25 protein-coding genes, 2 tRNA genes and 3 pseudogenes are annotated in these 24,643 nt (G+C 70.1%); 17 read left to right on the top strand and 13 right to left on the bottom strand.

The window, feature by feature from the left end; genetic code table 11:
- The first annotated feature begins 371 nt into the window (after window positions 1–371).
- Window positions 372–1,403 (top strand): restriction endonuclease, encoded by a 1,032-nt coding sequence (locus RDV84_RS17495; RefSeq protein ID WP_309151058.1) that lies wholly within the window; start codon window positions 372–374, stop codon window positions 1,401–1,403.
- A gap of 371 nt (window positions 1,404–1,774) precedes the next feature.
- On the opposite strand, the gene RDV84_RS17490 is transcribed toward RDV84_RS17495, so the two are convergent.
- The gene (locus RDV84_RS17490) at window positions 1,775–3,763 is read right to left on the bottom strand and encodes an SDR family oxidoreductase (RefSeq protein ID WP_078995831.1); all 1,989 of its coding nucleotides are present in this window, start codon (window positions 3,761–3,763) and stop codon (window positions 1,775–1,777) included.
- Between the two features lie 155 nt (window positions 3,764–3,918).
- Between RDV84_RS17490 and RDV84_RS17485 the strand changes: the two genes are divergently transcribed.
- The 3 genes from RDV84_RS17485 to RDV84_RS17475 all read left to right on the top strand — a co-directional run bounded on the left by RDV84_RS17485 (window position 3,919) and on the right by RDV84_RS17475 (window position 5,249).
- A complete protein-coding gene (locus RDV84_RS17485) occupies window positions 3,919–4,176 on the top strand; it encodes an acyl-CoA-binding protein (RefSeq protein ID WP_057947968.1) in 258 nt (85 codons plus the stop codon).
- A gap of 37 nt (window positions 4,177–4,213) precedes the next feature.
- The gene (locus RDV84_RS17480; RefSeq protein WP_057947969.1) at window positions 4,214–4,840 is read left to right on the top strand and encodes a TetR/AcrR family transcriptional regulator; all 627 of its coding nucleotides are present in this window, start codon (window positions 4,214–4,216) and stop codon (window positions 4,838–4,840) included.
- Window positions 4,841–5,051: 211 nt separating this feature from the next.
- On the top strand, window positions 5,052–5,249 hold the full coding sequence (locus RDV84_RS17475; protein ID WP_057947970.1) for a hypothetical protein: 198 nt from the start codon (window positions 5,052–5,054) through the stop codon (window positions 5,247–5,249).
- A gap of 78 nt (window positions 5,250–5,327) precedes the next feature.
- Here the strand turns inward: RDV84_RS17475 and RDV84_RS17470 are convergent, their stop codons facing one another.
- On the bottom strand, window positions 5,328–5,759 hold the full coding sequence (locus tag RDV84_RS17470) for a hypothetical protein (RefSeq protein WP_057947971.1): 432 nt from the start codon (window positions 5,757–5,759) through the stop codon (window positions 5,328–5,330).
- A gap of 189 nt (window positions 5,760–5,948) precedes the next feature.
- Here RDV84_RS17470 and RDV84_RS17465 point away from each other — a divergent pair, with 189 nt between their 5' ends.
- The 3 genes from RDV84_RS17465 to arsC all read left to right on the top strand — a co-directional run bounded on the left by RDV84_RS17465 (window position 5,949) and on the right by arsC (window position 7,811).
- On the top strand, window positions 5,949–6,803 hold the full coding sequence (locus RDV84_RS17465; protein WP_078995833.1) for a hypothetical protein: 855 nt from the start codon (window positions 5,949–5,951) through the stop codon (window positions 6,801–6,803).
- Between the two features lie 388 nt (window positions 6,804–7,191).
- Window positions 7,192–7,266, top strand: a tRNA-Val gene (locus tag RDV84_RS17460).
- A gap of 179 nt (window positions 7,267–7,445) precedes the next feature.
- The gene (gene arsC / locus RDV84_RS17455; protein WP_309151057.1) at window positions 7,446–7,811 is read left to right on the top strand and encodes an arsenate reductase (glutaredoxin); all 366 of its coding nucleotides are present in this window, start codon (window positions 7,446–7,448) and stop codon (window positions 7,809–7,811) included.
- A 203-nt stretch (window positions 7,812–8,014) separates the two neighbouring features.
- On the opposite strand, the gene RDV84_RS17450 is transcribed toward arsC, so the two are convergent.
- Window positions 8,015–9,640, bottom strand: coding sequence for an FMN-binding glutamate synthase family protein (locus RDV84_RS17450; RefSeq protein WP_078995834.1), 1,626 nt, complete (start codon window positions 9,638–9,640; stop codon window positions 8,015–8,017).
- 47 nt (window positions 9,641–9,687) lie between these two features.
- Here RDV84_RS17450 and RDV84_RS27390 point away from each other — a divergent pair.
- A pseudogene (locus tag RDV84_RS27390) lies at window positions 9,688–9,837 on the top strand (DUF6053 domain-containing protein); the annotation flags it as partial.
- On the opposite strand, the pseudogene RDV84_RS27385 reads toward RDV84_RS27390, so the two are convergent.
- A pseudogene (locus RDV84_RS27385) lies at window positions 9,774–9,968 on the bottom strand (DUF6053 domain-containing protein); the annotation flags it as partial. The pseudogenes RDV84_RS27390 and RDV84_RS27385 overlap by 64 nt on opposite strands.
- On the opposite strand from RDV84_RS27385, the pseudogene RDV84_RS26770 reads away from it, so the two are divergent.
- Window positions 9,906–10,163 (top strand): annotated as a pseudogene (locus RDV84_RS26770) (DUF6053 domain-containing protein); the annotation flags it as partial. The pseudogenes RDV84_RS27385 and RDV84_RS26770 sit on opposite strands and share 63 nt — an antisense overlap.
- On the opposite strand, the gene RDV84_RS17445 reads toward RDV84_RS26770, so the two are convergent.
- The 3 genes from RDV84_RS17445 to RDV84_RS17435 all read right to left on the bottom strand — a co-directional run bounded on the left by RDV84_RS17445 (window position 10,088) and on the right by RDV84_RS17435 (window position 12,928).
- On the bottom strand, window positions 10,088–11,377 hold the full coding sequence (locus RDV84_RS17445; RefSeq protein ID WP_057947974.1) for a nucleotide sugar dehydrogenase: 1,290 nt from the start codon (window positions 11,375–11,377) through the stop codon (window positions 10,088–10,090). The pseudogene RDV84_RS26770 and the gene RDV84_RS17445 overlap by 76 nt on opposite strands.
- 130 nt (window positions 11,378–11,507) lie before the next feature.
- The gene (locus RDV84_RS17440) at window positions 11,508–11,864 is read right to left on the bottom strand and encodes a hypothetical protein (protein WP_309151056.1); all 357 of its coding nucleotides are present in this window, start codon (window positions 11,862–11,864) and stop codon (window positions 11,508–11,510) included.
- On the bottom strand, window positions 11,861–12,928 hold the full coding sequence (locus tag RDV84_RS17435; RefSeq protein WP_309151055.1) for a diguanylate cyclase: 1,068 nt from the start codon (window positions 12,926–12,928) through the stop codon (window positions 11,861–11,863). Before RDV84_RS17435 ends, RDV84_RS17440 begins: the two co-directional genes overlap by 4 nt.
- Window positions 12,929–13,476: 548 nt before the next feature.
- Between RDV84_RS17435 and RDV84_RS17430 the strand changes: the two genes are divergently transcribed.
- Window positions 13,477–13,824, top strand: a complete 348-nt coding sequence (locus RDV84_RS17430; protein ID WP_057947976.1) for a hypothetical protein — start codon at window positions 13,477–13,479, stop codon at window positions 13,822–13,824.
- Between the two features lie 175 nt (window positions 13,825–13,999).
- Here the strand turns inward: RDV84_RS17430 and RDV84_RS17425 are convergent, their stop codons facing one another.
- From RDV84_RS17425 to RDV84_RS17405, 5 genes are all read right to left on the bottom strand, one after another.
- Window positions 14,000–14,455 (bottom strand): macro domain-containing protein, encoded by a 456-nt coding sequence (locus tag RDV84_RS17425; protein WP_078995838.1) that lies wholly within the window; start codon window positions 14,453–14,455, stop codon window positions 14,000–14,002.
- A 170-nt stretch (window positions 14,456–14,625) separates the two neighbouring features.
- Window positions 14,626–15,348 carry an SDR family oxidoreductase gene (locus RDV84_RS17420; protein ID WP_309151054.1) on the bottom strand — a complete coding sequence of 241 codons (723 nt, stop codon included), beginning with the start codon at window positions 15,346–15,348 and terminating at the stop codon, window positions 14,626–14,628.
- A gap of 17 nt (window positions 15,349–15,365) precedes the next feature.
- Window positions 15,366–15,926 carry a 2-amino-4-hydroxy-6-hydroxymethyldihydropteridine diphosphokinase gene (locus tag RDV84_RS17415; protein WP_309151053.1) on the bottom strand — a complete coding sequence of 187 codons (561 nt, stop codon included), beginning with the start codon at window positions 15,924–15,926 and terminating at the stop codon, window positions 15,366–15,368.
- Window positions 15,927–16,114: 188 nt separating this feature from the next.
- Entirely contained in the window at window positions 16,115–17,098 is a 984-nt protein-coding gene (locus RDV84_RS17410) for an NAD-dependent epimerase/dehydratase family protein (protein ID WP_309151052.1), read from the bottom strand.
- A gap of 121 nt (window positions 17,099–17,219) precedes the next feature.
- Window positions 17,220–17,744: an HD domain-containing protein gene (locus tag RDV84_RS17405; RefSeq protein WP_309151051.1), complete on the bottom strand. Its 525-nt coding sequence runs from the start codon at window positions 17,742–17,744 to the stop codon at window positions 17,220–17,222.
- Between the two features lie 165 nt (window positions 17,745–17,909).
- Between RDV84_RS17405 and RDV84_RS17400 the strand changes: the two genes are divergently transcribed.
- The 6 genes from RDV84_RS17400 to RDV84_RS17375 all read left to right on the top strand — a co-directional run bounded on the left by RDV84_RS17400 (window position 17,910) and on the right by RDV84_RS17375 (window position 23,622).
- Window positions 17,910–19,037, top strand: a complete 1,128-nt coding sequence (locus RDV84_RS17400; protein ID WP_309151050.1) for a hypothetical protein — start codon at window positions 17,910–17,912, stop codon at window positions 19,035–19,037.
- Window positions 19,038–19,049: 12 nt separating this feature from the next.
- Window positions 19,050–20,276 carry a toxic anion resistance protein gene (locus RDV84_RS17395; RefSeq protein WP_309151049.1) on the top strand — a complete coding sequence of 409 codons (1,227 nt, stop codon included), beginning with the start codon at window positions 19,050–19,052 and terminating at the stop codon, window positions 20,274–20,276.
- 233 nt (window positions 20,277–20,509) lie between these two features.
- Window positions 20,510–22,132 carry a substrate-binding and vWA domain-containing protein gene (locus tag RDV84_RS17390; RefSeq protein WP_309151048.1) on the top strand — a complete coding sequence of 541 codons (1,623 nt, stop codon included), beginning with the start codon at window positions 20,510–20,512 and terminating at the stop codon, window positions 22,130–22,132.
- On the top strand, window positions 22,132–22,800 hold the full coding sequence (locus tag RDV84_RS17385) for a hypothetical protein (RefSeq protein ID WP_250449848.1): 669 nt from the start codon (window positions 22,132–22,134) through the stop codon (window positions 22,798–22,800). The genes RDV84_RS17390 and RDV84_RS17385 overlap by 1 nt, the downstream gene beginning before the upstream one ends.
- 10 nt (window positions 22,801–22,810) lie before the next feature.
- The gene (locus RDV84_RS17380; protein WP_309151047.1) at window positions 22,811–23,344 is read left to right on the top strand and encodes a DNA-binding protein; all 534 of its coding nucleotides are present in this window, start codon (window positions 22,811–22,813) and stop codon (window positions 23,342–23,344) included.
- Between the two features lie 191 nt (window positions 23,345–23,535).
- Window positions 23,536–23,622 (top strand) — tRNA-Leu (locus RDV84_RS17375).
- A gap of 91 nt (window positions 23,623–23,713) precedes the next feature.
- Here RDV84_RS17375 and RDV84_RS17370 read toward each other — a convergent pair.
- Entirely contained in the window at window positions 23,714–24,073 is a 360-nt protein-coding gene (locus RDV84_RS17370; protein WP_309151046.1) for a hypothetical protein, read from the bottom strand.
- Here RDV84_RS17370 and RDV84_RS17365 point away from each other — a divergent pair.
- Window positions 24,072–24,629 carry a hypothetical protein gene (locus RDV84_RS17365; protein ID WP_309151045.1) on the top strand — a complete coding sequence of 186 codons (558 nt, stop codon included), beginning with the start codon at window positions 24,072–24,074 and terminating at the stop codon, window positions 24,627–24,629. The genes RDV84_RS17370 and RDV84_RS17365 overlap by 2 nt on opposite strands.
- Window positions 24,630–24,643: the final 14 nt, after the last annotated feature.

Below are 24,643 nucleotides of genomic sequence, written 5' to 3'. Positions count from 1 at the left end.
GCGCCAGCGTCCTAACCGCTGACACGAACCGGCGCTATCGATACACGTTCCAGGCCTCACCGTTGCATCGCGTCGCGCCGCCAGGCCGCGACGCCCGCTTAAGCCCGCCAGTCCGCGCTTCCGTATGCTCCCCTCCCCTTACGGTTTCGGACTGGCGGGCTTTCTTATTCCGGCGACGAGCGCTGCGCAGCGGGCAGCGGACCAGTCGCCGTCGCTTGCGCCGCAAGCGTTTCACCGCCGCGCCGCTGCCGCGTTCCCTGGTGAACGGCAGATTCCGCACACATCGATTTCGTGAATTGCGTCGCAATTCCTGCGGAATTCATGTGTCTGAAGCCGTATATCCTCAGCGTCTTTTATGGGCCTAGCGTTACATGTCGAGTTTCTCCCTGTGGGCTGCCGCCGCCGTTGCGCTGACGGTCGGGCTGGGGTCCACCGCTTACCTGTGGTCGTACCGCCGCCATCGCACTGAAGTCGCCACCGGCATCGCCGGGCTGGCCAAGATGCGCTGGCGCGAGTTCGCGCGCCTGATCGTCGAGGCGCTGCGCGAGCGCGGGTTCGAGGCCGAATCGGTGGAGGAATCGCTCGCCCGCGGTACCCAGGCCGAACTGAGACTGGTGCGCGCCGGCAAGCCCTGGCTGTTGTCGTGCAAGCTCGGCGACGGCGACTACAAGGTGCCGGCCGCGACCGTGGCCGAACTGGCCGACGCGGTGCGCTTCCACGGCGCCGCCGGCGGCCTGCTGGTCACCACCGGCCGCTTCGACACCCACTCCGACCGCGTCGCCGACGGCCTGGACCTGTACAGCGGCGAATCGCTGTGGGAACTGGTCGAGCCGCAACTGCCGGCCTCGACCCGGCACGAAATCATCGCCGCGGCGCAGAAGCGCAGCATCCAGACCATCGTCGGCGCCTGGGGCGCGGCGATCGCGCTGGCGTTGATCGCCGGCTTCGCCGTGCCGGCGCTGCTGCCGGCGCCGACGCCGGCGATCGACAGCGCACCGCGCGGCGACGAAGCCGCCGCGAACGACAGCGGCAAGGACCCGGCCGGCGACGACACCGCCGCCGCACCTGCCGCCACGCCGCCGGCCGCCGTTCCGGCGCCACCGGCGCCCGCCTCCGCCCCGCAGGCCGCCGCGCCGGTGCCATCGGCCTCCAGCGGCGATGCCGACGCCGACCGCGCCGAAGTGATCCGCACCGTCGGCGCGCTGTCGGGCACCGAACGCGCCGCCTGGTCGACCGCCTCGAACCTGCTGATCTACCGCCACACCGACGCGCAGAAACCGGACGTCGACGCGATCTGCCAGGTGCTCGAACGTTATCCCGAACTGCGCTCCTCGCGCGTGCAACTGCAACCGCCGCCGGGCAGCGACAGCCGGGTGCGGTTCTTCCAGTGCAAGGCCTACTGATTTAGCCGCAAAGCCCTGTAGGAGCGGCGCGCGCCGCGACCGCGGGGTTGCCTGGTTGCGTCGTCTGCGCGGTGACGCGGTCGCGACTTGCGTCGCTCCTACAGGGAGCCCGGCGGGATTCGCGGAGGCTGCAACGACGAAGCCCGGCGATGCCGGGCTTCGTGCTTTGGCAAGACGCAACGATGCGGCCGCAAGCCCCTGTAGGAGCGGCGCGAGCCGCGACCGGGGGTTGCCAGGTTGCGTCGTCGGCGCGGTGCCGCGGTCGCGACTTGCGTCGCCCCTACAGGGGGCACGGGCGGGATTCGCGGAGGCTGCAACGACGAAGCCCGGCGGTAGGCCGGGCTTCGTGCGTATGCGGACGGGGACCGGGGTTACCAGTGCACGCCGCGCATCAACGCCGCGAACGCGATCTGTTCGTTGCTGGCGTGCTCGTCCTTGAGCCCCTTGCGGTCGCCCTTGGCCGCGGCCGAGTCGGGGAACAGTTCGAACGCGGTGCTCATCACCACCTCGTAGGCCTTCGGCGCCACCGCGTTGACCACCGAGGCGAAGATGCCCAGGCGCGTGGCGATGCGGCTGGGCCGCTCGATGATGCCCTTGACCACCAGGTCGGCGGCCTCGTCCGGGCTCAGGGTCGGGATGCTGTCGTACATCTTGGTCGGCGCGATCATCGGCGTCTTCACCAACGGCATGTTGATCGTGGTGAAGCTGATGCCCTTGCCCGACAACTCGCCCTGCGCGCAGCGGCTGAACGCGTCCAGCGCGGCCTTCGACGCCACATAGGCCGAGAACCGCGGCGAATTGGCCAGCACGCCGATCGAGGAGATGTTGATGATGTGGCCCTTGCGGCGCTCGGTCATCTTCGGCATGAAGCCCATGATCAGGCGCAGGCTGCCGAAGTAGTTGAGCTGCATGGTGCGTTCGAAATCGTGGAAACGGTCGTAGCTGAGCTCGATCGAACGGCGGATCGAACGGCCGGCGTTGTTGACCAGGATGTCGACGTGGCCGTGCTCGGCCAGGATGGTCTTGACCAACCGGTCGCAGTCGGCCATGTCGGCCAGGTCGGCGGTGTAGGCGAACACCTTGCCGCCGGCGGCCTTCATCGCGTCGCGCGCCTTGAACAGCTCTTCCTCGCCGCGCGCGACGATGATCGTCACCGCGCCCGCCGCCGCCACCTTCTCCGCGGTCGCCAGGCCGATGCCCGAGGAACCGCCGGTGATCACCACCACCTTGTTGCGGACCTTGCCCTTGAGGGTGCGGTCGACGAACAGGTCCGGATCGAGGTGGCGCTCCCAGTAGTCCCACAGGCGCCAGGCGTAGTCGTCCAGGTGCGGCACCTTGATCCCGCTGCCGCGCAGCGCGCGCTCGGTCTCGCGGTTGTCGAAGCGGGTCGGATAGGTGATGAACTTCAGGGTTTCCTTGGGAATCTTGAAGTCGCGCAGCAGCATGCCGACGAAGCGCCGCACCGGCGGCAGGTTGCCGACCGCGCCGCGGATGCCGCTGGGCACGAACGCGAACATGCGCGCGTCGATGCGCATGGTCATCTCCGGCGTGTGGCCGGCGCGGGCGAAGGTGTTGAGCACCTCGCCGACGCGCTGCGGCTCCGGATCGGTCAGGTGGAAGCAATGCCCGTCGAGCTTGGGCTTGTGCGCGATGTGGTCCATCGCGTCGACCACGTAGTCGACCGGGATGATGTTGATCCGCCCGCCCTCGACGCCGAGCATCGGCATCCACGGCGGCAGCATTTCGCGCAGTTTCTTGAGGAAGGTGAAGAAGTAGTACGGGCCGTCGATCTTGTCCATCTCGCCGGTCTGCGAATGGCCGACGACCATGCCCGGGCGGTAGATCCGCCACTTGATCCGCTTCTCGGCGCGGACCAGGCCTTCGGAATCGTGCTTGGTGCGCAGGTAGGGATCGTCCAGGCCCTCGGCCTCGTCGAACATGTCCTCGCGGAACACGCCCGGATACATGCCCGCCGCGGCGATGGAACTGGTGTGGTGGAAGCAGCCGGCGTTGATCGCCGCGGCCAGGTCCAGCGCGTGCTGGGTGCCGTCGATGTTGGCCGCGCGCTGCGCCTGGGCGCTGGCGGTCAGGTCGTAGATCGCGCCGAGGTGGAAGAAATGCTTGATTTTCCCGCTCAACGCGCGGATCTGAGCCGCGCTCAGCCCGCACTTGGGCTGGGTCATGTCGCCCGCCACGGGGATCACCCGCTTGAGGTCCCACCCCATCTTCTTGGCCGTGGCCTCGAACTTCTTCTGCGAATCCTTGCGCACCAGCACGTGGATCGTGCCCTTGCGTTTCAGCAGGTTGCTGACGAGGAAGCGACCGATGAAACCCGTCGCGCCGGTGACGAAATAGCTCATACCCCTCTCCTGGATGGCCCCGATCGGCCGCCGTTGCGGCGGCATGACGCTACGGTGCCAGAGCGCGGGCGCGGTAACAATTCCTTTCCGTATTGACCCACCCGGGTACGCATGGTGTGATGCCGCCTCACCTAGGCGCCCAGGAGAGGCCCGCCGTGTCCGACATCCAAGCCGCATTCGAACAAGCCGCCAAGGACGTCCAGTCCCTGTCCGACCGCCCCGACAACGACACGCTGCTGCGCCTGTACGCGCTGTACAAGCAGGGCTCGGAAGGCGACGTCAACGGCCCCAAGCCCGGCTTCTTCGACTTCGTCGGCACCGCCAAGTACGAGGCCTGGGAGAAGATCAAGGGCACCGACCAGACCGAGGCCAAGAAGAAGTACGTGGACCTCGTCAAGAAACTGCGCGGCTGACGCCGCGTCCCGGCCCCGTCCCCCGCCCGGCCGCACGATGGCGAAGCAGACCCGACAGCGCATCCTCGATGCCGCGTTGATCATGTTCAACGCGCAAGGCGAGCCCAACGTCACCACCAACCACATCGCCGACGAGCTGGAGATCAGCCCCGGCAACCTGTACTACCACTTCCGCAACAAGGACGACATCATCGAGCAGCTGTTCGCTCGGTTCGAGGAGCGCATGGACGCCGCCCTGGCCGCGCCGCAGGGCCGCCTGCCGGGGCTGGAGGACATCTGGCTGCAGCTGCACCTGGTGTTCGAGTGCATCTGGGACTACCGCTTCCTGTACCGCGACCTGGTCGAGATCCTCAGCCGCAACCGCCGCCTGCGCATGCGCTTCGCCCGCATCCTCAAGCGCGCCGACGAGCAGGCCCACCTGGTCATGCGCGGGCTGTCGCAGGCCGGGGTCATGCGCGCCTCCGGCGACGAACTCGCCGCGACCGCGACCAACGTGCTGGTGATCGCGACCTTCTGGCTCAACTACGCCGCCGCGCGCGGCGACAAGGACGAGCACGCGGCGATCCGCGACGGCATCGTCCAGGTCATGATGCTGCTGTCGCCGTTCCTGCGCGACGCCGAGCGCATGCACCTGAACACGCTGATCCGCGCCTACCTCGACTGAGCGGCCGGGCCGGGACGCGGCCGGGGCGCGCGCCCGTTACGCGGCGGGCCTGAAGTCACGATCGCCCCGCCTGCGTCACAGATCGGCCGCGCGCCGCCGCGGCGGGCGCCGGTTCCGTCCTAGCCTGCGCGAACCGGCCGCGTCGCGGCCGGGCCGTGGGCCGCCGCTGCGCGCGCCCGCGCCATCACCCGCGCCACCAGGAGGGAAGCGCATGAACGCCATCGTCAACAAACTGCCGCTGCTGGCCGTACTGGCCATGAGCCTGGGCTACGCCTCGATCGTCGACGCCGCCTGCAAGCCCGATTACTGCATGCAGGTCTATCGCTACTGCGTCAGCCAGGGCGCGCCGGCGACGATCTGCGAGGGCCGGCTGCGCAAGTGCGAGCAGATGTGCGGTTTCGGCGGCTGAGGCCGGCCGGCGGCACCGCCGGCCGGCAAACGAACAGGGCGCCGCGAGGCGCCCTGTTTTCGTTCCTGTTTCGAACGCTCAGGCCTTGCGCGCGCGGCGCGCGGCCGGCTTGCGCGGGGCCCGGCGCGCGGCCGGCGCCTTACTCTTCGCCGCCGGCTTGCGGCCCTTGCGCTGCGCGCGCGGCTTGCGCTGGCCCTTCAGGCCGAGCTTGTCGAGCACCGGCGCCAGCCGCGCCTCGACCTCGGCGCTGAACTGCACCACCTTCGGCTCGACCTGGCCGCGCACGTTCTCGATCCCGTCGACGACGTTGCCGCGCGCGTCCGACGCGGCTTCGCGCACGCGCCGCTGCAGCGCCTCGACCTGCCCCGCCGCGCGGCCGGCACCGGCCAGCGCCTCGCGGCGCGCGACCGCGGCCAGGCCCAGTCCCGCCAGCCACAGGTGCCGCAGCGTCGTGGTCGGGGAGGCGGCCGGCTTCGCCGCGGCCTGCTTGTTGCGTTTGCCCACTGCCATGATTGCGCTCCGTCGACCGCCCGGAATGGACGGTTTCGCCCGCGCACTATCGCCAGCGGCCATCGAGCAATGGCACTAGCCGCTTCAGCTTGCGCACAGCGCGCGCGGCCGGCGCCGGCCCTCTTGCCAGCGTCGCGCCGCGGCGGGATGCTGCCGCTTCGATTCCCTTCCGCTCGACAAGGACAGTACATGGCCGCCAAGACCGCCTGGGCCGCGTTCCCGCACGATGCCAAGGCCTTCGCCTACGCCGGCGACGCCCTCAAGAAAGCCTGGCCCAAGCTGCACGCCGGCGATGCCGAGCCCTTCCCCGACGCCAAGCGCGCGGGCGCGCTGATCAAGGCCGCCGGCAAGGCCGCGCCCAAGGGCGTCGACGCCGACGCCTTGGCCGAAACGCTGCAGGAGGCCTGGCGCGCGTTCCATCGCGGCGACTTCAAAGCCGCCTTCGACGCTGGCGAAAAGCTCGGCCCGGTCGGCGCCTCGGTCGCGGTCAAGGCCTTGGGGATCCACGCGACCTATCTGGTCGAAGACGAAGCCGAGCAGCTCAAGCGCTACCAGCAGGCGGCCAAGCTGGCCGAAGCCGCGGTCGCCGCGCTGCCGGACGAAGCCAACAGCCACTACCGCTACGCCTTCGCCCTGGGCCGCTACAGCCAGGGCCTGAGCATCGCCAAGGCGCTCAAGGACGGCATCGCCGGCAAAGTCCGCGCGGCGCTCGACGCGACCCTGGAACGCGAGCCCAAGCACGCCGAAGCGCATACCGCGATGGCGCTGTACCACGCCGAGATCATCGACAAGATCGGCGGCATGATCGGCGGCCTCACCTACGGCGCCAAGGCCAGCGAATCGGAAAAGCACATCAAGACCGCGCTCAAGCTGACCCCGGATTCGCCCATCGCCCACATCGAGCACGGCAACGTGCTGATGCTGCTGCACGGCGACAAGCAGGAAGATGCGGCCGCGGCGGCGTACGAGAAGGCGGCCAAGCTCAAGCCGGCCGACGCGATGGAAACGCTGGACGCGGCGTACGCGAAGGCGCAGCTGGAGTAAGCGCGGCGGCGGCTCGGCAGGGTCGCTGAACCTGCCGCGGCGGCCTGTCTGCTGCGGTCTGTCTGCTGCCGCTTGGCTGCTGCGGCTTGGCTCTGGCGGGCTGGAGTCGGCGCGCGGGTTCGGCTACGATGCGCGCCCGCTTCGCCGCCGCCACGGCCGCAAGCGCCAGTCGCCGCCCCTGCCGGGCGCGCGCCGGGCGCACGGTTCGGATCGCAGCTGCGATGCGGGAGGACCGCCGCGCTCGCTACGCCGGTCCGGATCGTGGGGAACCCCTGTCGTACCGGTGTTTTCGCTTGAAAACCGGCGGCCGGGGGCTCCGGGCAACGAAGCGCCGCAAAGGCTTGTCAGCTCCCGATCTCGCGATTACAATTTGCGACCCGATTACATCGGGCGGTTAGCTCAGCGGTAGAGCATCGCCTTCACACGGCGAGGGTCGCAGGTTCGAACCCTGCACCGCCCACCAGTTGCAAGAAACGAGCCGGCGAAAGCCGGCTTTTTTCGTTGCGCGGCGCGGATTCGCCGCCGACGCATCGCGCGGCGACGCGGTTGCGCTGCACGATGCCCGCGCAGATCCGGCGCGACCTCGGCGCGAACCCGGCGCCCATCGCGGCACCCGCCGCCCCGCCTTCAGGAGCCCGCCCAATGTCCGACGCCCATCGCGCCCCTACCCGCCTCTACCACAACCCGCGCTGCTCCAAGTCGCGCGGCGCGCTGGAGTTGCTGCGCGAACGCGGCATCGAACCGGCCGTGGTCGCCTACCTGGAATCGCCGCCCGACGCGGCGGAACTGCGCGAACTGCTGGGCCTGCTCGGAATCGGCGCGCGCGAGCTGCTGCGCAGCGGCGAGGACGAATACAGGCAACTCGGGCTGGACGATGCTGCGCTGAGCGACGACGCGTTGATCACGGCGATGGTGGCGCATCCGCGCCTGATCGAGCGGCCGCTGTTCGTGCATGGCGGGCGCGCGACGATCGGGCGGCCGCCGGAGCGGGTGCTGGAGCTGTTGTGAAGCGACGGGTGTAGTACGTCGCTGCGCGGACGTACCTGCAAAGAGCGAAAGTCGAAATGGGTTCCGGCTTTCGCCGGAATGACGGGGGGCTGGGACGCTACGCAACTCCCCAACCCGTCATTCCGGCGAAAGCCGGGACCCATTTTGATCTTGCTCGCAACGATCGCCCCAAGACGTCGCGAACCGCCGCGCGCCGCCCCCCCTCAGAACGACTTGCTCGCCCGCATCGCCAGCACCCGCTCGGGCGCGGCGAAGGAATCGCTGCGCGCGCCGGCCCAGAACGACTGGAACACCGCGTGCGCCGGCACCTTGCCGAGCAGTTCGCCCGGGGCGAGGAAGTTGTACAGCGCGCCGAGCGAGCGCACTTCGGTCGGCGAGACCCGGCGCAGGATGTGCTCGGGGCCGATCTGCGAAGGATGGCTCAGGCCGGCCGCGCACAGCAGATCGCGCAATGCCTTGAGGGTGTTCTCGTGGAAGTGGAACACGCGCGTGGATTTGTCCGGCACGTCGAGCTTGTTCCAGCGGCTCGGGTCCTGGGTGGCGATGCCGGTCGGACAGCGGTCGGTGTGGCAGCTCTGCGCCTGGATGCAGCCCAGCGCGAACATGTAGCCGCGCCCGGCGTTGCACCAGTCCGCGCCCATCGCCAAGGTGCGGGCGATGTCGAACGCGCTGGTGATGCGGCCGGCGGCGCCGATCCGGATCTTGTCGCGCAGGTCCAATCCGACCAGGGTGTTGTGCACCAGCATCAACGCCTCGTGCATCGGCACGCCGACGTGGTCGATGAACTCCGCCGGCGCCGCGCCGGTGCCGCCTTCGGCGCCGTCGACGACGATGAAATCCGGCAGCAGCCCGCTTTCGTGCATGGCCTTGGCGATGCCGAACCATTCCCACGGGTGGCCAATGGCGAGCTTGAAGCCGACCGGCTTGCCGCCGGACAGCTCGCGCAGCCGCGCCACGAACTTCAGCAGGCCCAGCGGCGAATCGAACGCGGTGTGCGCGGCCGGCGAGACGCAGTCCTGGCCCATCGGCACGCCGCGCGTGGCGGAGATTTCCGCGCTGACCTTGGCCGCCGGCAACACCCCGCCGTGGCCGGGCTTGGCGCCTTGCGAGAGCTTGATCTCGATCATCTTCACTTGCGCGTCGCCGGCGTTGGCGACGAAGCGCTCTTCGCTGAAGAGCCCGCGCTCGTCGCGGCAACCGAAATAGCCCGAGCCGATTTCCCAGACCAGGTCGCCGCCGTTCTCGCGGTGATACGGCGAGATCGAGCCTTCGCCGGTGTCGTGGTAGAAGCCGCCGAGCTTGGCGCCCTTGTTGAGCGCGCGGATGGCGTTGGCCGAGAGCGAGCCGAAGCTCATCGCCGAGATGTTGAACACGCTGGCCGCGTACGGGTGGGCGGTGTTCTCGCCGATGGTCACGCGGAAGTCGTGGGCGACGTGCGCGGTCGGCGCCAGCGAATGGTTGATCCATTCGTAGTCCAGGCCGTAGACGTCGACCTGGCTGCCGAACGGACGCACGTCGTTGACCGACTTGGAGCGCTGGTAGACCAGCGCGCGCTGTTGCCGCGAGAACGGAACCTCGGCGGTGTCGGCCTCGATGAAGTACTGGCGCATTTCCGGGCCGATGGATTCCAGGCCGTAGCGGAAGTGGGCCAGCACCGGGTAGTTGCGGCGCAGGGTGCTGCGGGTCTGCAGCAGATCGGCGGTGCCCAGCGCGGCGATCGCGCCGAACGCGGCCAGGCCCCACAGCCAGTACGGGTGGTGCAGGACGACCAGGATCGCGCAGACCAGGGTCAGGACCAGGCTGGCGACGTAAGCGGCATAGCGCATCATGGCGATCGGAAGGTTCACGGGCTGGGGTCGAGCATACCCGCGGCCGCGTGCAAGGTCTGTACGGGCGCGGGCGGATCGCTGCCCTGCGAGGCTGGGTGCTGTCGTGGGAGGGGCTTCAGCCCCGATGCTTTCGTTTCCAGCGTTGCGCGGCGATCGGATCGAAAAGCGTCGGGCCTGAAGGCCCTCCCACGAACGCATCGCTTCGCATTGAGGTTCGGTGGCGCCGCCTTTGTGGGAGGGGCTTCAGCCCCGACGCTTTCCTTTCAGAAGCTGCGCAGCGAGCGGATCGAAAAGCGTCGGGCCTGAAGGCCCTCCCACGAGAACGCATCGCTTCGCCGTGAGGCTCGGTGGCGCCGCCTTTGTGGGAGGGGCTTCAGCCCCGACGCTTTCCTTTCAGAAGCTGCGCGGCGATCGGATCGAAAAGCGTCGGGCCTGCAGACCCCGCCACTACAACCGCGCGTCGACGTCTTCGCGCGGGTACAGGCTCTTGATGTCGTACAGCAAGGCGCCGGGCTTGCCGTAGGCGCGCGCACCGGCGGCGCCGAGGGTGCGGAACTGTTCGTGCGCGACCGCGATCACGACCGCGTCGTAGGCGCCGCGCTCGGGGGCCTCGACCATGTCCAGGCCGTACTCGCGCCGCGCTTCCTCGGCGTTGGCCCAGGGGTCGCAGATCTCCACCCGCGCGCGGTACTCGCCGAACTCGCGCGCCAGGTCGATCACCCGGGTGTTGCGCAGGTCGGCGCAGTTTTCCTTGAAGGTCAGGCCGAGGATGAGGATGCGCGAGCCGGCGATGGCGACGCCGCGCTGGATCATGCGCTTGATCACCTCCGCCGCGACGAAGCCGCCCATGGCGTCGTTGATGCGCCGGCACGCCAGCAGGATGTCGGGGTAGTAGCCCGCGCTCTGCGCCTTCTGGATCAGGTAGTACGGGTCCACGCCGATGCAGTGGCCGCCGACCAGGCCCGGGCGGAACGGCAGGAAGTTCCACTTGGTCCCGGCCGCTTCCAGCACTTCGGTGGTGTCGATGCCCAGGCGCTGGAAGATCAGCGCGAACTCGTTGACCAGGGCGATGTTGGCGTCGCGCTGGGTGTTCTCGATGACCTTCGAGGCCTCGGCCACGCGCAGGCTGGACGCGCGGTGGGTGCCGGCGGGAATGATGCTGCGGTAGAGCGCGTCGACCCGCTCCGCGGCGGCGGGACTGGAGCCGGAGGTGACCTTGGGGATGTCGACCAGGCGGCGCTGGCGGTCGCCCGGGTTGATCCGCTCGGGGCTGTAGCCGACGAAGAAATCGACGTTGCAGCGCAGGCCCGAGACGCGTTCCAGCTCGGGGATGCAGATCTCTTCGGTCGCGCCGGGATAGACGGTGGATTCGTAGATCACGGTGCCGCCGGCCTTGAGCACGCCGCCGAGCGCGCGGCTGGCGAGGATCAGCGGGGTGAAGTCGGGCCGCTTGTGCTCGTCCACCGGCGTGGGCACGGTCACCACGAACACGTCGCGGTCGTCCAGGTCTTCCAGCGCGGCGCTGAAGCGCAGGCGCGCGGCGGCGCGGATCTCGTCGGCGCCGTGCTCGTGGTGGCGGTCCTCGCCGGTGCTGAGCTGGGCCACGCGCACCGGGTCGATGTCGTAGCCGACGGTGTCGTAGCGCTTGCCGAATTCCAGCGCCAGCGGCAGGCCGACGTAGCCCAGGCCGATCACGCCGATGCGCGCGTGCGCGATGCTGTTGTCGTGCTGTGCCATGCCTCGCCTTGGTAGGGGGACCCAGTGCCGGCGCGGCGACGGCCGGCGGTGCTGGGATTCTAGAGAGCGGCGTCGCGCGCTGGCAAATACCGGCCGCCCGGTTGGCGCGGCGCGGGCGCCGGCCGGCGGCTCAATCGCCGGCCGGCGCCCGCGCGATCAAACCGAACGCCACGGTCGCGGCGAGGAAGTGTTCGAGCGCGCCGCCGCCGTTGGTCTGCAGCCCGGCGATGCGGTCGTCGCGATACACGATCGCGATCGCGCTGCCGTCGGCGCACCATTCCCAGACCGACAGCGACGGGAAACTCATGTTGTGCCACAGGCCCGCGGCTTCGGACACGCCGTCCAGGACCGCGTCCAACACCGCGGGCTCGTCGGCGTAGCCGTCCCAGCCGCCCGCCGGCGCCCACGAGGTCCAGTCCTCGTCCACGCCGCCGTCGCGCGGTCCCGGCGGCGCGCGCGTGGTTCGGTCGTTATCGTCGATGCTCATTCCGCCGCCTCCACCACCGCATTGCGGCCGTTTTGCTTGGCACGGTACAACGCCGCGTCGGCATGGCGCATCCACATCGTCGCGGTCAGGGTCCTGGCGCCGGTCGCGGCCACGCCGATGCTGACCGTGCAGCGCAGCTCCGGCGCCTCGTCGAAGCGCGCGTCCTCGACCGCGCAGCGCAGGCGCTCGGCGATCGCGCGGGCGCCGGCGCTGTCGATGTCCATCACGATCAGGGCGAACTCGTCGCCACCGATGCGGCTGGCGGTGTCGGTCATGCGCGCGGCGCGGTGCAGCACGTCGGCGATCCGGCGCAGCACCGCGTCGCCGACCTGGTGGCCGTGGTAATCGTTGATCTCCTTGAACCGGTCCACGTCGATCACCACCAGCGCCGCGCGCTTGTTGCTGCGCGCGCAGTGGGTCATGGTCGCGGTCGCCGAGTCGTCCCAGTGCAGGCGGTTCTGCAGCCCGGTCAGCGGGTCGGTGCGGCTGAGGTGGGCGAGCTGGCGGTTCTGCCGCACCACCTTGCGCGCCAGGCCGTAGGCGGCGCTGCTGATCGCCATCGGGTAGACGAACATGAAAGGCAGGCAGGCCAGGATCACCGTCATCGAGCTGTGCGGAGCGAAGCCGAAGCCGAGCGCGGCCCAGGCCAGCGCGCAGGCCAGGGCCTGGGCCGCGGCGGTGCGCAGCAGGAAGCGCCAGCCGCCGACGCCGATCTTGTCGGCCGAGAGCATCACCGCCAGCAGCGCGCTGGGCACCACGTTGAACTGCATGACCGCGATCCACACCCCGCCCACGGCCGAGTCGAGCAGCAGGTTGCGGTACTCGGCGTATTCGGGATCGCGGCTGCGCGAGGCGATCAGGTACGCCGCCGACGGCCACACGAAGCCGTTGCCGAACAGCGCCGCCCAGGTCCACCACGCCGCGCCCTGTTCGTAGAGCACGCCGGCGACGGCGAAGAAGCCGACCCCCAGGCCGAGGCTGCGCATGCGGTAGATGCGGCCGACGAAGCGCAGGTGTTCGCTGGCGCGGCCCGCTTCGTAGGCGCTGGGATCGGTTGCCGTCACGCACGCTCCATCGGGATCCGTAGCGACGCCGCGCGGACGCGGCGTGGGTGCGGCGCCGCGCCGCGCGCGGCGATGCTGCATACCCTGAGCCTTGGCCCGGCGCGGCGCAATATGCGCCGCGCAAACGCGGCCGGCCCGAACGCATGTGCGGCGATCCGTTCGGCCGTGCGCGCCCACCGGCATCGCCCGCGGCGGCGCCGCGCACGGCGTTGGCGGCGGCGTGCGACCGGGGCCCGCCGGCAGCGTCCAAGGGTGCGCGCGATCGCTAATCGCGCTTGTTCTCACCCGGTTCCGGCGATTTCCGGCCGCGGCCCGGGGCCGGGTCGGCGCGTATACCGCGGGGACCGCGGCGCAGGGCCGGTAACGACCGGCCGGCCCGTCTGTGCGCGCTCCGTCGCCTGCCGGAGTTGTCCCCGCCGGGCGGTTGCGTGCAGCAAATCGCTGCCCCATTCACAATTCACGCAACGCGAATCATTCGTAACGGACAACTAACGCCGTCGTGGGCTAGCTTTGCCCGCACAGGGGGTTCCCGAAGCGGAGCCAGAGCGATGACGACCACCCTGCAAGGCCGCCCCACTCCGACCACGCCCGGGCTGAGCTATTGGGCCAGCCACTATCGCGAGGCGGAGTTCTATCGCGAAGGACTGCATTTCAGCGACTACGCACCGGCGTTCTACGTCGGCATCTCCGTGCAACTCGAACACCCCGGCCGCGATTTCGACGACCCGGGGCTGGACCTGCGCGGGCGCTACCAGCGCATCCGCCTGGGTTCGGCCTTGAGCTGGGAACAGGCCCAGGGCGCCGCGCGCGCCTCCTGGGAGCGCGCGCGCGACAACGCCGCGGCGGCGCGGCAACGCATCGCCCAGCACATGGCGGAGTTGGCGGCGCAGGCTTGAACCGGCCCGACCGCAAGCGGCTTGCGCTGTCGCATGAATCCCGCGGTGCGCCGCACCGCGGGGATCGTCGCGATCCGAGGGAAAAGCATCGGGCCTGAAGACCCTCCCAGGCCGAGCCCGCTGTTGTGGGAGGGCCTTCAGGCCCGACGCTCTTCGATCCGGCCGCCACGCGACTTCAACCGGTGAACTCGACCAAGGTGTGGTCCTCACCCGCCAGCGCCTCCTCGATGATCGGCGCGATGACGCTCCAGTCGCCGCGCGCCAGCCCGGCGCCGAGCAGCGGGTAGCCGATCCGCTTGCCATGGAACTCGCGCGCGATCGCGCGCATCGCCCGGCCGATGGCCTCGTAGTCGGCGAGCACGCCCTCGCCCTGCCAATGGAACTGGGTGTAGGCGTTGACCACGACGAAGCGATGGCCGTTCTCTTCGACCTGCGCCTGGCTGTACGTGCCGAGCTTGCCGCGATCGGCCGGCACGGTGCGCCGGTCGGCTTCCCACGCGGCCGGGAAGCGTTCGCGGATGCTCAACGCGATGCCGCGGCCCATCCGGCACTGGCAGTTGCAGCCTTGCACGATCACGTCGAAACGGCCGTCGGCGGCGAGTTGCAGCAGATCGCCCTGGATGATCTTCATGCTCTTCCTTGGTTCGGGACGGTGGCGCGGGAGTTGGATCGAAAGTCGGTGGGCTCGCTGTAGGAGCGGCGCGAGCCGCGACCGCGACAACACAACTGCGCCGAAGCTTGCGCGACAGCCGCGTTGTCGCGGTCGCGGCTCGCACCGCTCCTACATAGAGCCGCAGGTTTTCAGAGTTTGAAGCGGCCGCCGTCGACGCGCAGGATTTCGCCGGTGACATAAGCCGCGTCGCGCAGGTACATCGCCGCGTCGACCACGTCATCGACCGCGCCGATGCGCCCGAGCAGGGTGCGCGCTTTGATCGCGTCTTCCTGTTCGGCGCGCTGGGCCGGATCGCGCACCGACGGCAGCACCGTGCCCGGCGCGACCGCGTTGACCCGGCACGGCGCCAGTTCGGCGGCCAGCGCGCGCACCAGGCCGGCGCCGGCGGCGCGGCTGACTTGATAAGCGGCATGGCCCGGGAACGAACGGTCCAGGTAGGTGTCGAGCAGCATCGTCACCGAGCGCAGCGGCCGCCGCGCGTTGAGCCGCACCGCCAGTTCCCACGGCGCCAGCAGGTTGACCTGCAAGTGGCGGGCGAAGCGCTCGCGTTCCTCGGCGCTGGCGCTGGCGGCGCCGCCGTCGGCCGACAGCGCGTTCCAGGCGTGGCCGCGCTCGAACAGCGAGGCGCTGAGGATCAGATGGTCGATGTCCTGCGCCGGCAGCGAATCCAGCGGCTGCAGCATGTCCCAGCACCACGCGTCCACCGGCGCGGCGAGCGGCTCCGGCACCGCGTCGGCGCTGCGCCGGTGCGCGACCACGCGCTCGCCGCGCGCCAGGCAAGCCTGCGCCAGGGCGCGGCCGATCCGGCGCGAGGCGCCGGTGACCAAGGTGGTGGTGTGCGCCTGATTCATCTGCTGGCCTCCCGTCATCAGCCGGCCTCCCGTTGCCCGGCGTCGCGCAACTGCGCGGCGCGTTCTAGCAGGTAGCGGCGCACGAAACCGACGCCGGCATAGGCGTAGAAGCCGTGCGCGTTGTCTTCGCCGCGGAAACCGCGCTGGCGCTGCAGCGCGTCCAGCGCGGCCTGCAGCGGCGCCAGCGGCAACTGGCTCAGGCCGTGGAACAGATAGCCGCGGCCGGGATCGTAGCGCGGTTGCCAGCGCGGGCCATCGGCGTCGAGCGCGCCGAGCAGGTCGATGTCCAGCGGCACCGGCATGCGCCGGCGCGGATCGCGCTGGCGGCCGAAGCCGGCTTCGATGCGCTTGAAGCGGCGCTCCAGCGCCTGCGGCTGCGGCGGGTCGCGCCAGTCCAGCGCCAGCACCAGGTTCAAGGTGGCGTCGCCGGTGTGCAGGTAGTGGCGATCGCCGTACAGCCCGGACACCGCCGCCAACGACGTGCCGGGTTCGGCCAGCAACTGCGCGCCGGCTTCGAGCAGATTCTCAGCGCGCGGGCCGTCGCTGGCGCCCAGGCAGATCAGCGCGGTCGCGCTCATGCGCGCGCTCGCGCGGCGGGCGGACGGTGTGCGGACTCGGACATGGCGGCGCTCCCTGGCATCGGCGGCTGCGTCGCCGCGGAACGGCGGCGCGCCCGGGCATTGTAGCCAGCCGCGGCCTCGCCGCCCGCGGCGACGCCCGGGCCGTCGCGATGCCCTAACCGGCCGCGGCGCGCGCCGCCGCAGGTTCACGCCACCGGATACGGCATGTCCTCGAAACGCTGCGCGTGATAGCCCTTGACCCCGACTTCGTGCGCCAGCGCGCTGCGGAAATCCAGACCGCGCTGCAGGCAATCGAGCACGTAGTCGAAACCATAGCGCGGCTCCCAGCCCAGGTCGCGGCGCGCGGCGTCGTTGACGTAGACCCGGTCCAGCCGCGGGAACAGGTTCCAGCCCTTGGCCGCGTACAGTTCGCCGCAGCGCGGGAACAGCCGCCGCACCACCGCTGCCGCATCGACGCTGAGTTCGGCCAGGTGCTCGCGCCGGAACGGCGTGGTCGCCGAGACGATGTAGCGGCCGAAGCCGAGCGCCGGCGCGCGTTCGATCGCGCACAGGTGGGCCTGGGCGACATCGTCGATGTCGGCGCGTCGGTACAGCAGTTCGTTGGCCTGGCTGTTGGCGGTGTCGTACTCGGCGCGGCGCGCCGCGTCGTCGTCGTCCTCGGGGAAGAAGCGCGAGGTGCGCAGCACCAGCACCGGCAACCGGTGGCGGCGGTGGAACAGCTCGCACAGGCCCTCGGCGGCGATCTTGGTGGTGCCGTAGATGTTCTTCGGGATCGGCGCCACGCCCTCGTCGATCCAGGCCGCCGGCTCGCCCGGCGCCGGCGTCAGCGCCGCGCCGAACGCGCTGGTGGTGCTGGTGAACACGAACGAACGCACGCCGCGTTCGTGCGCGGCCTGCAGCAGGTTCAGCGTGCCGGTGATGTTGGTGTCGACGAAATCCTGATAACGGTGGGTCGCCACATGCGGCTTGTGCAGGGTCGCGGCGTGGATCACCGCGTCCACGCCATGCATGGCCTCGGCGACGAAATCGGGATCGGCGATGGAACCGGCGAAGTCGGTGAACGCCGACGGCTTGAGGTCGAGGCCGCGCGCCGCGCGCCCCTGCGCGCGCAGCAGGCGCATCAGGCCTTCGCCGAGGTGGCCGGCGCTGCCGGTGACGAGAACGCTCATGCGGTGGACCCTGCGCTGGGAGGAAAACGCCGATGCGCCGGCGTTGCGGGCAACGTCGGCGCGGTCGGTCGCGTGTGCCGTCAGGGTACAGGCGCCCTCGCCGGCCGGCCACCGACGAATGTCACAGCGTGCTGCGCGCCAGTCGCGTGGGCCCCCCGGCAGCGATGCGCTCGAATGCCGAGTCCAGGGCCACGAACAAGGCCCAACGATCCGTCGCGCCTGCCGCCGCGGCCGCATCGATGAAGCGCTCTTCCAGTTCGCCGCGGCGCGCGCCCTTCCACAGCTTGTCGGCCAGGGCGACGGCGAGCTCCTGTAACCGGCAATCCATCGCCGCCCAGCGCGCATGCGAACGGCAGACCCGGGCCAGTTCCGGCGCGACTCCGGCCGCCAGCAGCATCGCTTCGCCGGCCGGCTCGTGTTCGCTGCCGGGCCCCTGCAGTTCGGCCGGATGCCGGATCTTGCCGGCGTCGTGCAGCACGATGCCGACGCGCACGAAGGTCTCGTCCACGACGACGCCCTGCTCGCGCAGCACGGCCAACAACGCCTCGCCCGCCTCGCCGACCAGTTCGACATGGCGTTGCAGGCGCGCGGGCGCGCCGAGGGAACGGATCAAGTCCAGGGCTTCGGCGGCGTCGGCGGGAAACATGCGCACCTCGATCGCGGGAAAGCCATCTTGACGCAAAACCGGCGCGATGCCGGCCAGGGTGTCGACCGGCCCCAACCCCCAACCCCCGCCCCCGCCCCCGCCCCCGACTGTCAAACATAGGTCATACATAGCCCATACGCTGGCAGCGAATAAGGAGGTTCGCCAATGAGGAAGATCCTCGGCCCCGCGATCGCGGCGGTGTTGCTGCTCGGCGTCGTCGCCGGCATCGTGATGTCCTTCAACGGCAAGCGCGCCGACGACCGCGCCGCCGCCGAAACGCGCAAACAGCAGGCCGACGCCGCCGCGCGGGTCAACGTGCGCGTGCTCACCGGTTCGGAGAAGCTCGAGTTCCTGCGCGATCCCGAGCTGGCCCAGGTCCTGCTCGCCGACAACATCGTGCTCGACGTGCAGAAGGCCGGTTCGCGCGAGATCGCCACCCGCCCGGACCTCAAGAGCTTCGACGCCGCCTACCCCGCCGGCACCGCCGCGGCGCGCAAGATCGCCGACGCCACCGGTTCGCGCCGCATCTACAACGGCTTCTACACGCCGATGACGGTGGCCAGCTGGAAGCCGCTGCTGCCGACGCTGGAAGCCAACGGCATCGTCGGCAAGCGCGGCGACGCCTACTTCATCGTCGACATGCGCAAGCTGGTGGCGCTGATGGAGAGCGGCGCGCGCTGGAAGGACCTGCAGCCCAACCCGAACTACGCGGTCGGCAAATCGGTGCTGATCACCAGCACCGATGTGCGCACCAGCAATTCGGCGGCGATGTACCTGGCCCTGACCAGCTACCTGGCCAACGGCGACGACGTGGTCGCCAGCGAAACCGCGGCCGATCAGGTCGCCGACCGGCTGGTGCACCTGTTCTCCAAGCAGGGCTACCAGGAATCGAGCTCGTCGGGGCCGTTCGAAGACTACGTCACCATGAAAATGGGCAAGTCGCCGCTGGTGATGATCTACGAACAGCAGTTCCTGGAGTACGCGTTCAAGCACCCGCGCGTGGACCCGGACATGGTCCTGCTGTATCCGCAGCCGACCGTGCTGACCAAGCACACCCTGGTCGCCCTCAACGACAAGGGCGCGCGCTTCGCCGAGGCCTTCGAGCGCAATCCCAAGGTGCGCGCGATCGCCGCGCGCTACGGCCTGCGCGGGCCCGACAACGCGGCGTTGTTCGCCGACGCCGGCAAGCGCGGCATCGACATGCCGCAGCAACTGGTCGATGTGGTCGATCCGCCGACCTACGACCTCCTCGAACGCATGATCGGCCGCATCGAATCGCGGCTGGGCCACTGAAGGAACGACGCCATGAGCACGACCCAAGCCCCGGGCACGACCACCCTCCTCGCCGAACCCGTCGCCCCGCTGACCCTGGACATGCCCGAGCCGGCGCTAACCGTCGCCGAGCCCGATCAGGCCGCGGCGATGATCCCGTTCAAGGACGAAACCCGCACCCAGGTGCTGAGCCAGGCCAACCAGTTCATCGCCGACCTGCTCGCGCTGGATCCGCACTCGGAGGACTTCCGCGGCCGGGTGGACAGCGCGTTCCGCCTGGGCCGCAAGGAGATCGGCGACAGCACCTTGCTGACCAACAAGTTCCTCGACCGCAACTTCGTCGCCGACGCCGACAGCCCGGCGTTCAAGGTCATGAGCGAGATGCGCATCCTGTTCGAGGACCTCAATCCGTCCAAGGAAGGCGATCTGCTGGCCGCGCACAAGCTGCTCGGGCTGATTCCGTTCGGCAACAAGCTGCGCGCCTATCTGCAGCGCTTCGACTCGGCCGGCGACTCGATCCGCAAGACCATCGACAGCCTCTACGGCGTGCAGGACGAACTGGCGCGCGACGATCAGGCGCTGTACGCGACCATGCAGAAGCTGCTGGAAGCGCTGACCCGGCTCAAGGCCGCCGACGTGTTCGCCGAGCAACTCGACGGCAAGCTCACCGCGGCGCTGGACCCGCTCAAGGCCAGCGACCCGGCGCGGGCCAAGGCGGTCGAGCAGGAAGTGCTGTTCTACGTGCGCCAGGCCAGCGTCGACATCAAGACCCAGATCCTGGTCTGCATCAACGGCTACAAGATGCTCGAAGGCCTGCGCAAGACCGGGCGCGAGCTGCGCAACGGCTGCGACCGCATGGCCACCATCGGCATGTCCAGCCTGTCGATCGCCGCGACCCTGGCGCGCGCGCAGGGCTACCAGTTGCAGGTGATGGACGCGCTGAAGTCGTCCTCGCGCGCGATCGAGGGCCTGATCGCCTCGACCTCGACCCAGTTCGGCCAGCACGTCGACCGCGTCGCCGAGTTCCAGAGCAACCCGCTGATCGGCGTGCAGACCCTGCAGAACGCCTTCGACACCACCTTCGCCGCGCTCGACCGCATGGACGAATTCCGCAGCAAGGCGATCGGCGCGATGGGCACCAACATCGAACAGTTGCGCGGCCTGATCGCCAAGGGCGAGGCGCGCATGAACCGCGAGCGCGAGGCGGTGGCGGCGGTGCGGCAGAGCATCGCCGCGCCGGCCGGACCGGTGGCGCTGTAACCCCGGCCGCGGCCCGCCCTACCCCGATGAACCCGCGCCACCCCCACCCCGTCATTCCGGCGAACGCCGGAACCCATTTTGATCTTGCCGTTGCTTCTCTCATCGCAAGCACGGACAAGAGCGACATCAAAATGGATTCCGGCGTTCGCCGGAACGACGGGATGGGAGATTCGGCGGCTCGTGTTCCCCCGCTTCGAACTTCCGCAACCACCCCGCCACAGGAAGGCCCACCGATGACCCGATTCCTGCGCCGCGCCCTGCCCGTCCTCGCCGCGCTGCTGCTCGCCGCCTGCGGCGGCGGCAACGGCTCCGCCGGCAGCCGCGCCGACGACGGCCGTGCCGCGCGCGGCGACGACGGCGCGGCCTTCACCGTGCTCGCCGGCTCCGAGCTCAAGGACGTCGACATCCAGCTCGGCGACGAGATCGCCCAGGCTACCGGCGTGCGTCTGCGCTTCACCTACGCCGGCACCCTGGACGCCATCGACCGCCTTGCTGCGGGCGAAAAATTCGACGCGGTCTGGGTCAGCCACGGCAAGTACCTGGCGATGAATCCCGCGCTCAAGCAGCGATTGCTCGCGCAGGAAAAAATCATGCTGTCGCCGGTGGTGCTGGGGGTGAAGACGTCCAAGGCGCGCGAACTGGGCTGGGACAAGACCGACCCGACCTGGAAGGACATCGCCGAAGCCTCGCGCGCGGGCCGCTTCAGCTTCGGCATGACCAACCCGACCTCGAGCAACACCGGCTTCACCGCGCTGATCGGCATCGCCTCCGCGCTGGCCGCGAACCCCGACGCGCTGACCGAGGCCGACGTCGCAAATCCCGCGCTCAAGGCATTCTTCCAGGGCCAGCGCATGACCGCCGGCTCCTCGGGCTGGCTGGCCGAGACCTACGCGCGCGAGCAAAGCAAGGTCGACGGCCTGATCAACTACGAATCGGTGCTGCTGAGCCTCAATCGCGACGGCCGCCTCGGCGAGCCGCTGGCCTTGGTGTATCCCAAGGAAGGCATCGTCACCGCCGACTATCCACTGATGCTGCTCGAGGCCGGCAAGCGCGCCGACTACGACAAGCTGGTCGCGTTCCTGCGTTCGCCCGCGTTCCAGACGCGTTTGTCGCAAACCACGCTGCGCCGTCCGGTCAATCCCGAAGCGCAGGCGGCGCCCAGCATCGCCCAGCGCACCCTGATCGAACTGCCGTTCCCGGGCCAGCCGCAGGTGATCGACAGCCTGCTGCAGGGTTTCCTCGCCGACGTGCGCATCCCGGCCAGCTCGCGCTACGTGCTCGACCTGTCCGGCTCGATGGGCAACGACGGCCGCATCGAAGCGATGAAGGCGGCAATGGACACCCTCGCCGGCGGCAACGCCGCCTCGCTGACCGACCGCTACGCGCGCTTCCAGAACCGCGAGCGCATCGGCGTGCTGACCTTCTCCAGCCAGCCCGAGCGCACCCGCCTGTTCGACATGGGCCGCGACGCCGCCGGCAACGCCGCCGCCTTGCGGGCGATCCGCGCCGAGATCGCGCCGATGCGGCCCGGCGGCGGCACCGCGATCTTCGACAGCGTGCGCCAGGCACTGACCGAACTGGCCGCGGAAAAGCGCGCCGCGAGCGAGCCGCGCTACTACACCGTGGTGCTGATGAGCGACGGCGAGAACACCGAAGGCAGCGACCTGCGCGCGTTCCTGGGCTGGTACGCCGCCCAGGACGAGGCGCTGCGCTCGATCCGGGTGTTCCCGATCCTGTTCGGCGACGCCGACCCGGAGGAGATGAAATCGCTCGCGCAGGCCACCGGCGGCCAGGTCTTCGACGCCAAGAGCAAGTCGCTGACTCTGGTGTTCAAGGACATCCGCGGATACCAGTGATGAACCTGCCGGTCGCGCCGCCGCCGACGACGCCGACGCTGGGCCAGCGCCTGCGCCTGTACCTCTACAGCAACCGCAACATCGCCGGCTGCGCGCTCGGCCTGGTCGGGCTGGGCCTGCTGTTCGCCGGGGTGATCGCGACCGGCTGGCCGCTGATCGTGCTCGGGCTGTACGGCGTCGGCGCGCTGGCGTGGCCGCGCGACCGGCTCGGCGAGCGCGTGGCCGAAGCCGAGTTGCCGGTGGAGGCGCTGATCGAACACCTCGACCGCCTGGTCGGCGAAGTCGCCAAGCGGGTGCCGGCCGAGGCGCTGGCGAGCCTGCGCAACATCCAGCAGACCCTCGGCGAACTGCTGCCGCGGCTGCACGAACTGCGCGGCTCCGGCGCGTTGTCGGCGTCGGCCGCGTTCGCGGTGCAGGAAAGCCTGCGCCGCTACCTGCCCGATATGCTCGGCGGCTACCTCAAGCTGCCGCCGGTGTTCGCCCGCACCCAGCCGCTCAAGGACGGCCGCACCGCGGCGCAGACGCTGTCGCAGCAACTGGACCTGCTCGACCAGTCGCTGCAGCGCATCTCGCGCGAAGCCTTCGCCGGCGACGCCGAATCGCTGCTGCTGAGCGAGCGCTTCCTCAAAGAAAAGTTCGACGCCGCCGCGGCGTTCGAACTGGCCTAGGCACGCGACGATGGCGACCGACCAGGACGCGTTGTGGCGGATCCGCCAGTCGCTGGCCGAGGAAGGCCGGCTGGGCGGCCCGCGCGGATCGCAGGAACGCATGCCGCTGGACCAGGGCCAACTCGACGACATCGCCTGGCGCATGCTGCGCGCCGGCGTCCAGCCCACCGTGGAAGCCATCCGCGCGGTCTACGGCAGCGGCTCGCCGAATCGACTGCACCCGATGCTGCGGCGTTTCTACGCCGGCCTGGCCACGCGCCTGCAACTGGCTCCGCTGGCCGACGAAGTGCCGATGCCGCTGCGCCAGCTGTGGCTGCAGGCGCTGGACCTGGCCAGCGACGCGGTGCGCGAGCGCCACGACGCCCAGGCCGAAGAACTGCGCCGGCGCGTGGCGGAACTGGAGCGGCGCGAAGCCGCGCTGGAACGCAAGCTCAAGCGGCTGCGGCGCGATGGCGCCGCGCCGCGCCCGCCAGCGGCGGCCGCCCAGGCCGAGCCCGCCGCGCCGGCGAATCCGCCCAGCGGCGACGAACCTTCGGCCCCGTAACCGTCGGCGCCGGCCTCGACCTCGCGCCTGGCGCGGTTGCGTCGGACCGCCCCAAGCAGGCGGCGCATGCGACACGCCATGTGGCCGGCATCGGCGTAAAACTCGCCCGCCAGTGCGCCGGGCTCGGCGGGTTCGCCGCGCGGACCGACATCGCGAGCGGATCGGCTAGACTAGCCGTGTCACCGCATCCTGCCCGGATGGCGAAATCGGTAGACGCAGCAGACTTAAAATCTGCCACCCGCGAGGGTATGCCGGTTCGAGTCCGGCTCCGGGCACCAGGCTTCGCAGCCGTTCGCACGACGACGGATCCCGAACCGCGCCGAAGTTGCGGCCGGCGCTGCACCAGCCGCCTTCTCCTCCTCCCGCGCCTCATTCGCCTGCATCCGCGCGCGTGTCGCGCGCCGACAGCGAACCGATCGCATGCACTGTGCACGGCCGTTCGCACACGCGCGCGTCGCGTTCGCGCTTGCGCACCACGACTGAACGCAGTGAACGCGTCTGCGTGACCGAACCCGCACAACGCAATTGCGAATCTCGTCCGCGCGCATCGCCGCGAAATTTTTCGCGCCTGCGCGGCCCGCGCGCATGCGCTCGAACATGGCCGCTGCCGATGCCGCATCGCCATTGTGCGGCTCGCTCCAGTTCGTAAAAAAGCCGCGTTCGTTCATGCTGCATCCACTGACATACGACGATGCGCTCGCTAGCATCGTTCGCGTTGTCTCTCGCCATGCCCGCCACGCATGAGCGCGCGCAGACCGCGTCTGCCGTATTCCCCCACGCCCTGGCCCTGAATGCAGTGAACAAGACCGTCGACGCGACGACGCCCGCCGATGCCGGGCCGATCCGCGTTCTCCACTTTGCGATGCGCGCGCGCCGCCACGACAACGCATGCGCGCGACGACTGCGCGCGTTGCGCCGGTCGGCGGCGCATTGCCTGTTGCTGTTGGCCTTGCTCGCCGACCTCATCGCGCTGCCGGCGTGGTCGATGGGTTTGCCGTTCGCGGCGCCGGCGGCGAGCGCGCGCTGCGAACGTGCGCCGTCCGCGGACGCGACGCTCGCCGCGGCAGCGCAAATGACCGCCGACTTCGGCGATCCGTCGCCGCACGCGCCGGATTTGCTCGATGCCGCTTCCGCCACCGGCGAACACGCCGAATGCGAACCCTGCGTGTTGCCGCCACCGCTGCGCACGCCCGCGCCCAGCCGCCATAACGCGGCGCTGCCGGAACTCCGCCAGGCCGCGCGCGCGACGCCGCACGGCCCCGATCCGCGCCCGCCCCTCGCCTGATCTACGTCGGCCCG

The organism is Lysobacter yananisis, assembly GCF_031199375.1.
GTDB lineage: Bacteria > Pseudomonadota > Gammaproteobacteria > Xanthomonadales > Xanthomonadaceae > Lysobacter > Lysobacter yananisis.
This window is presented reverse-complemented; position numbering and strand designations above follow the sequence as displayed.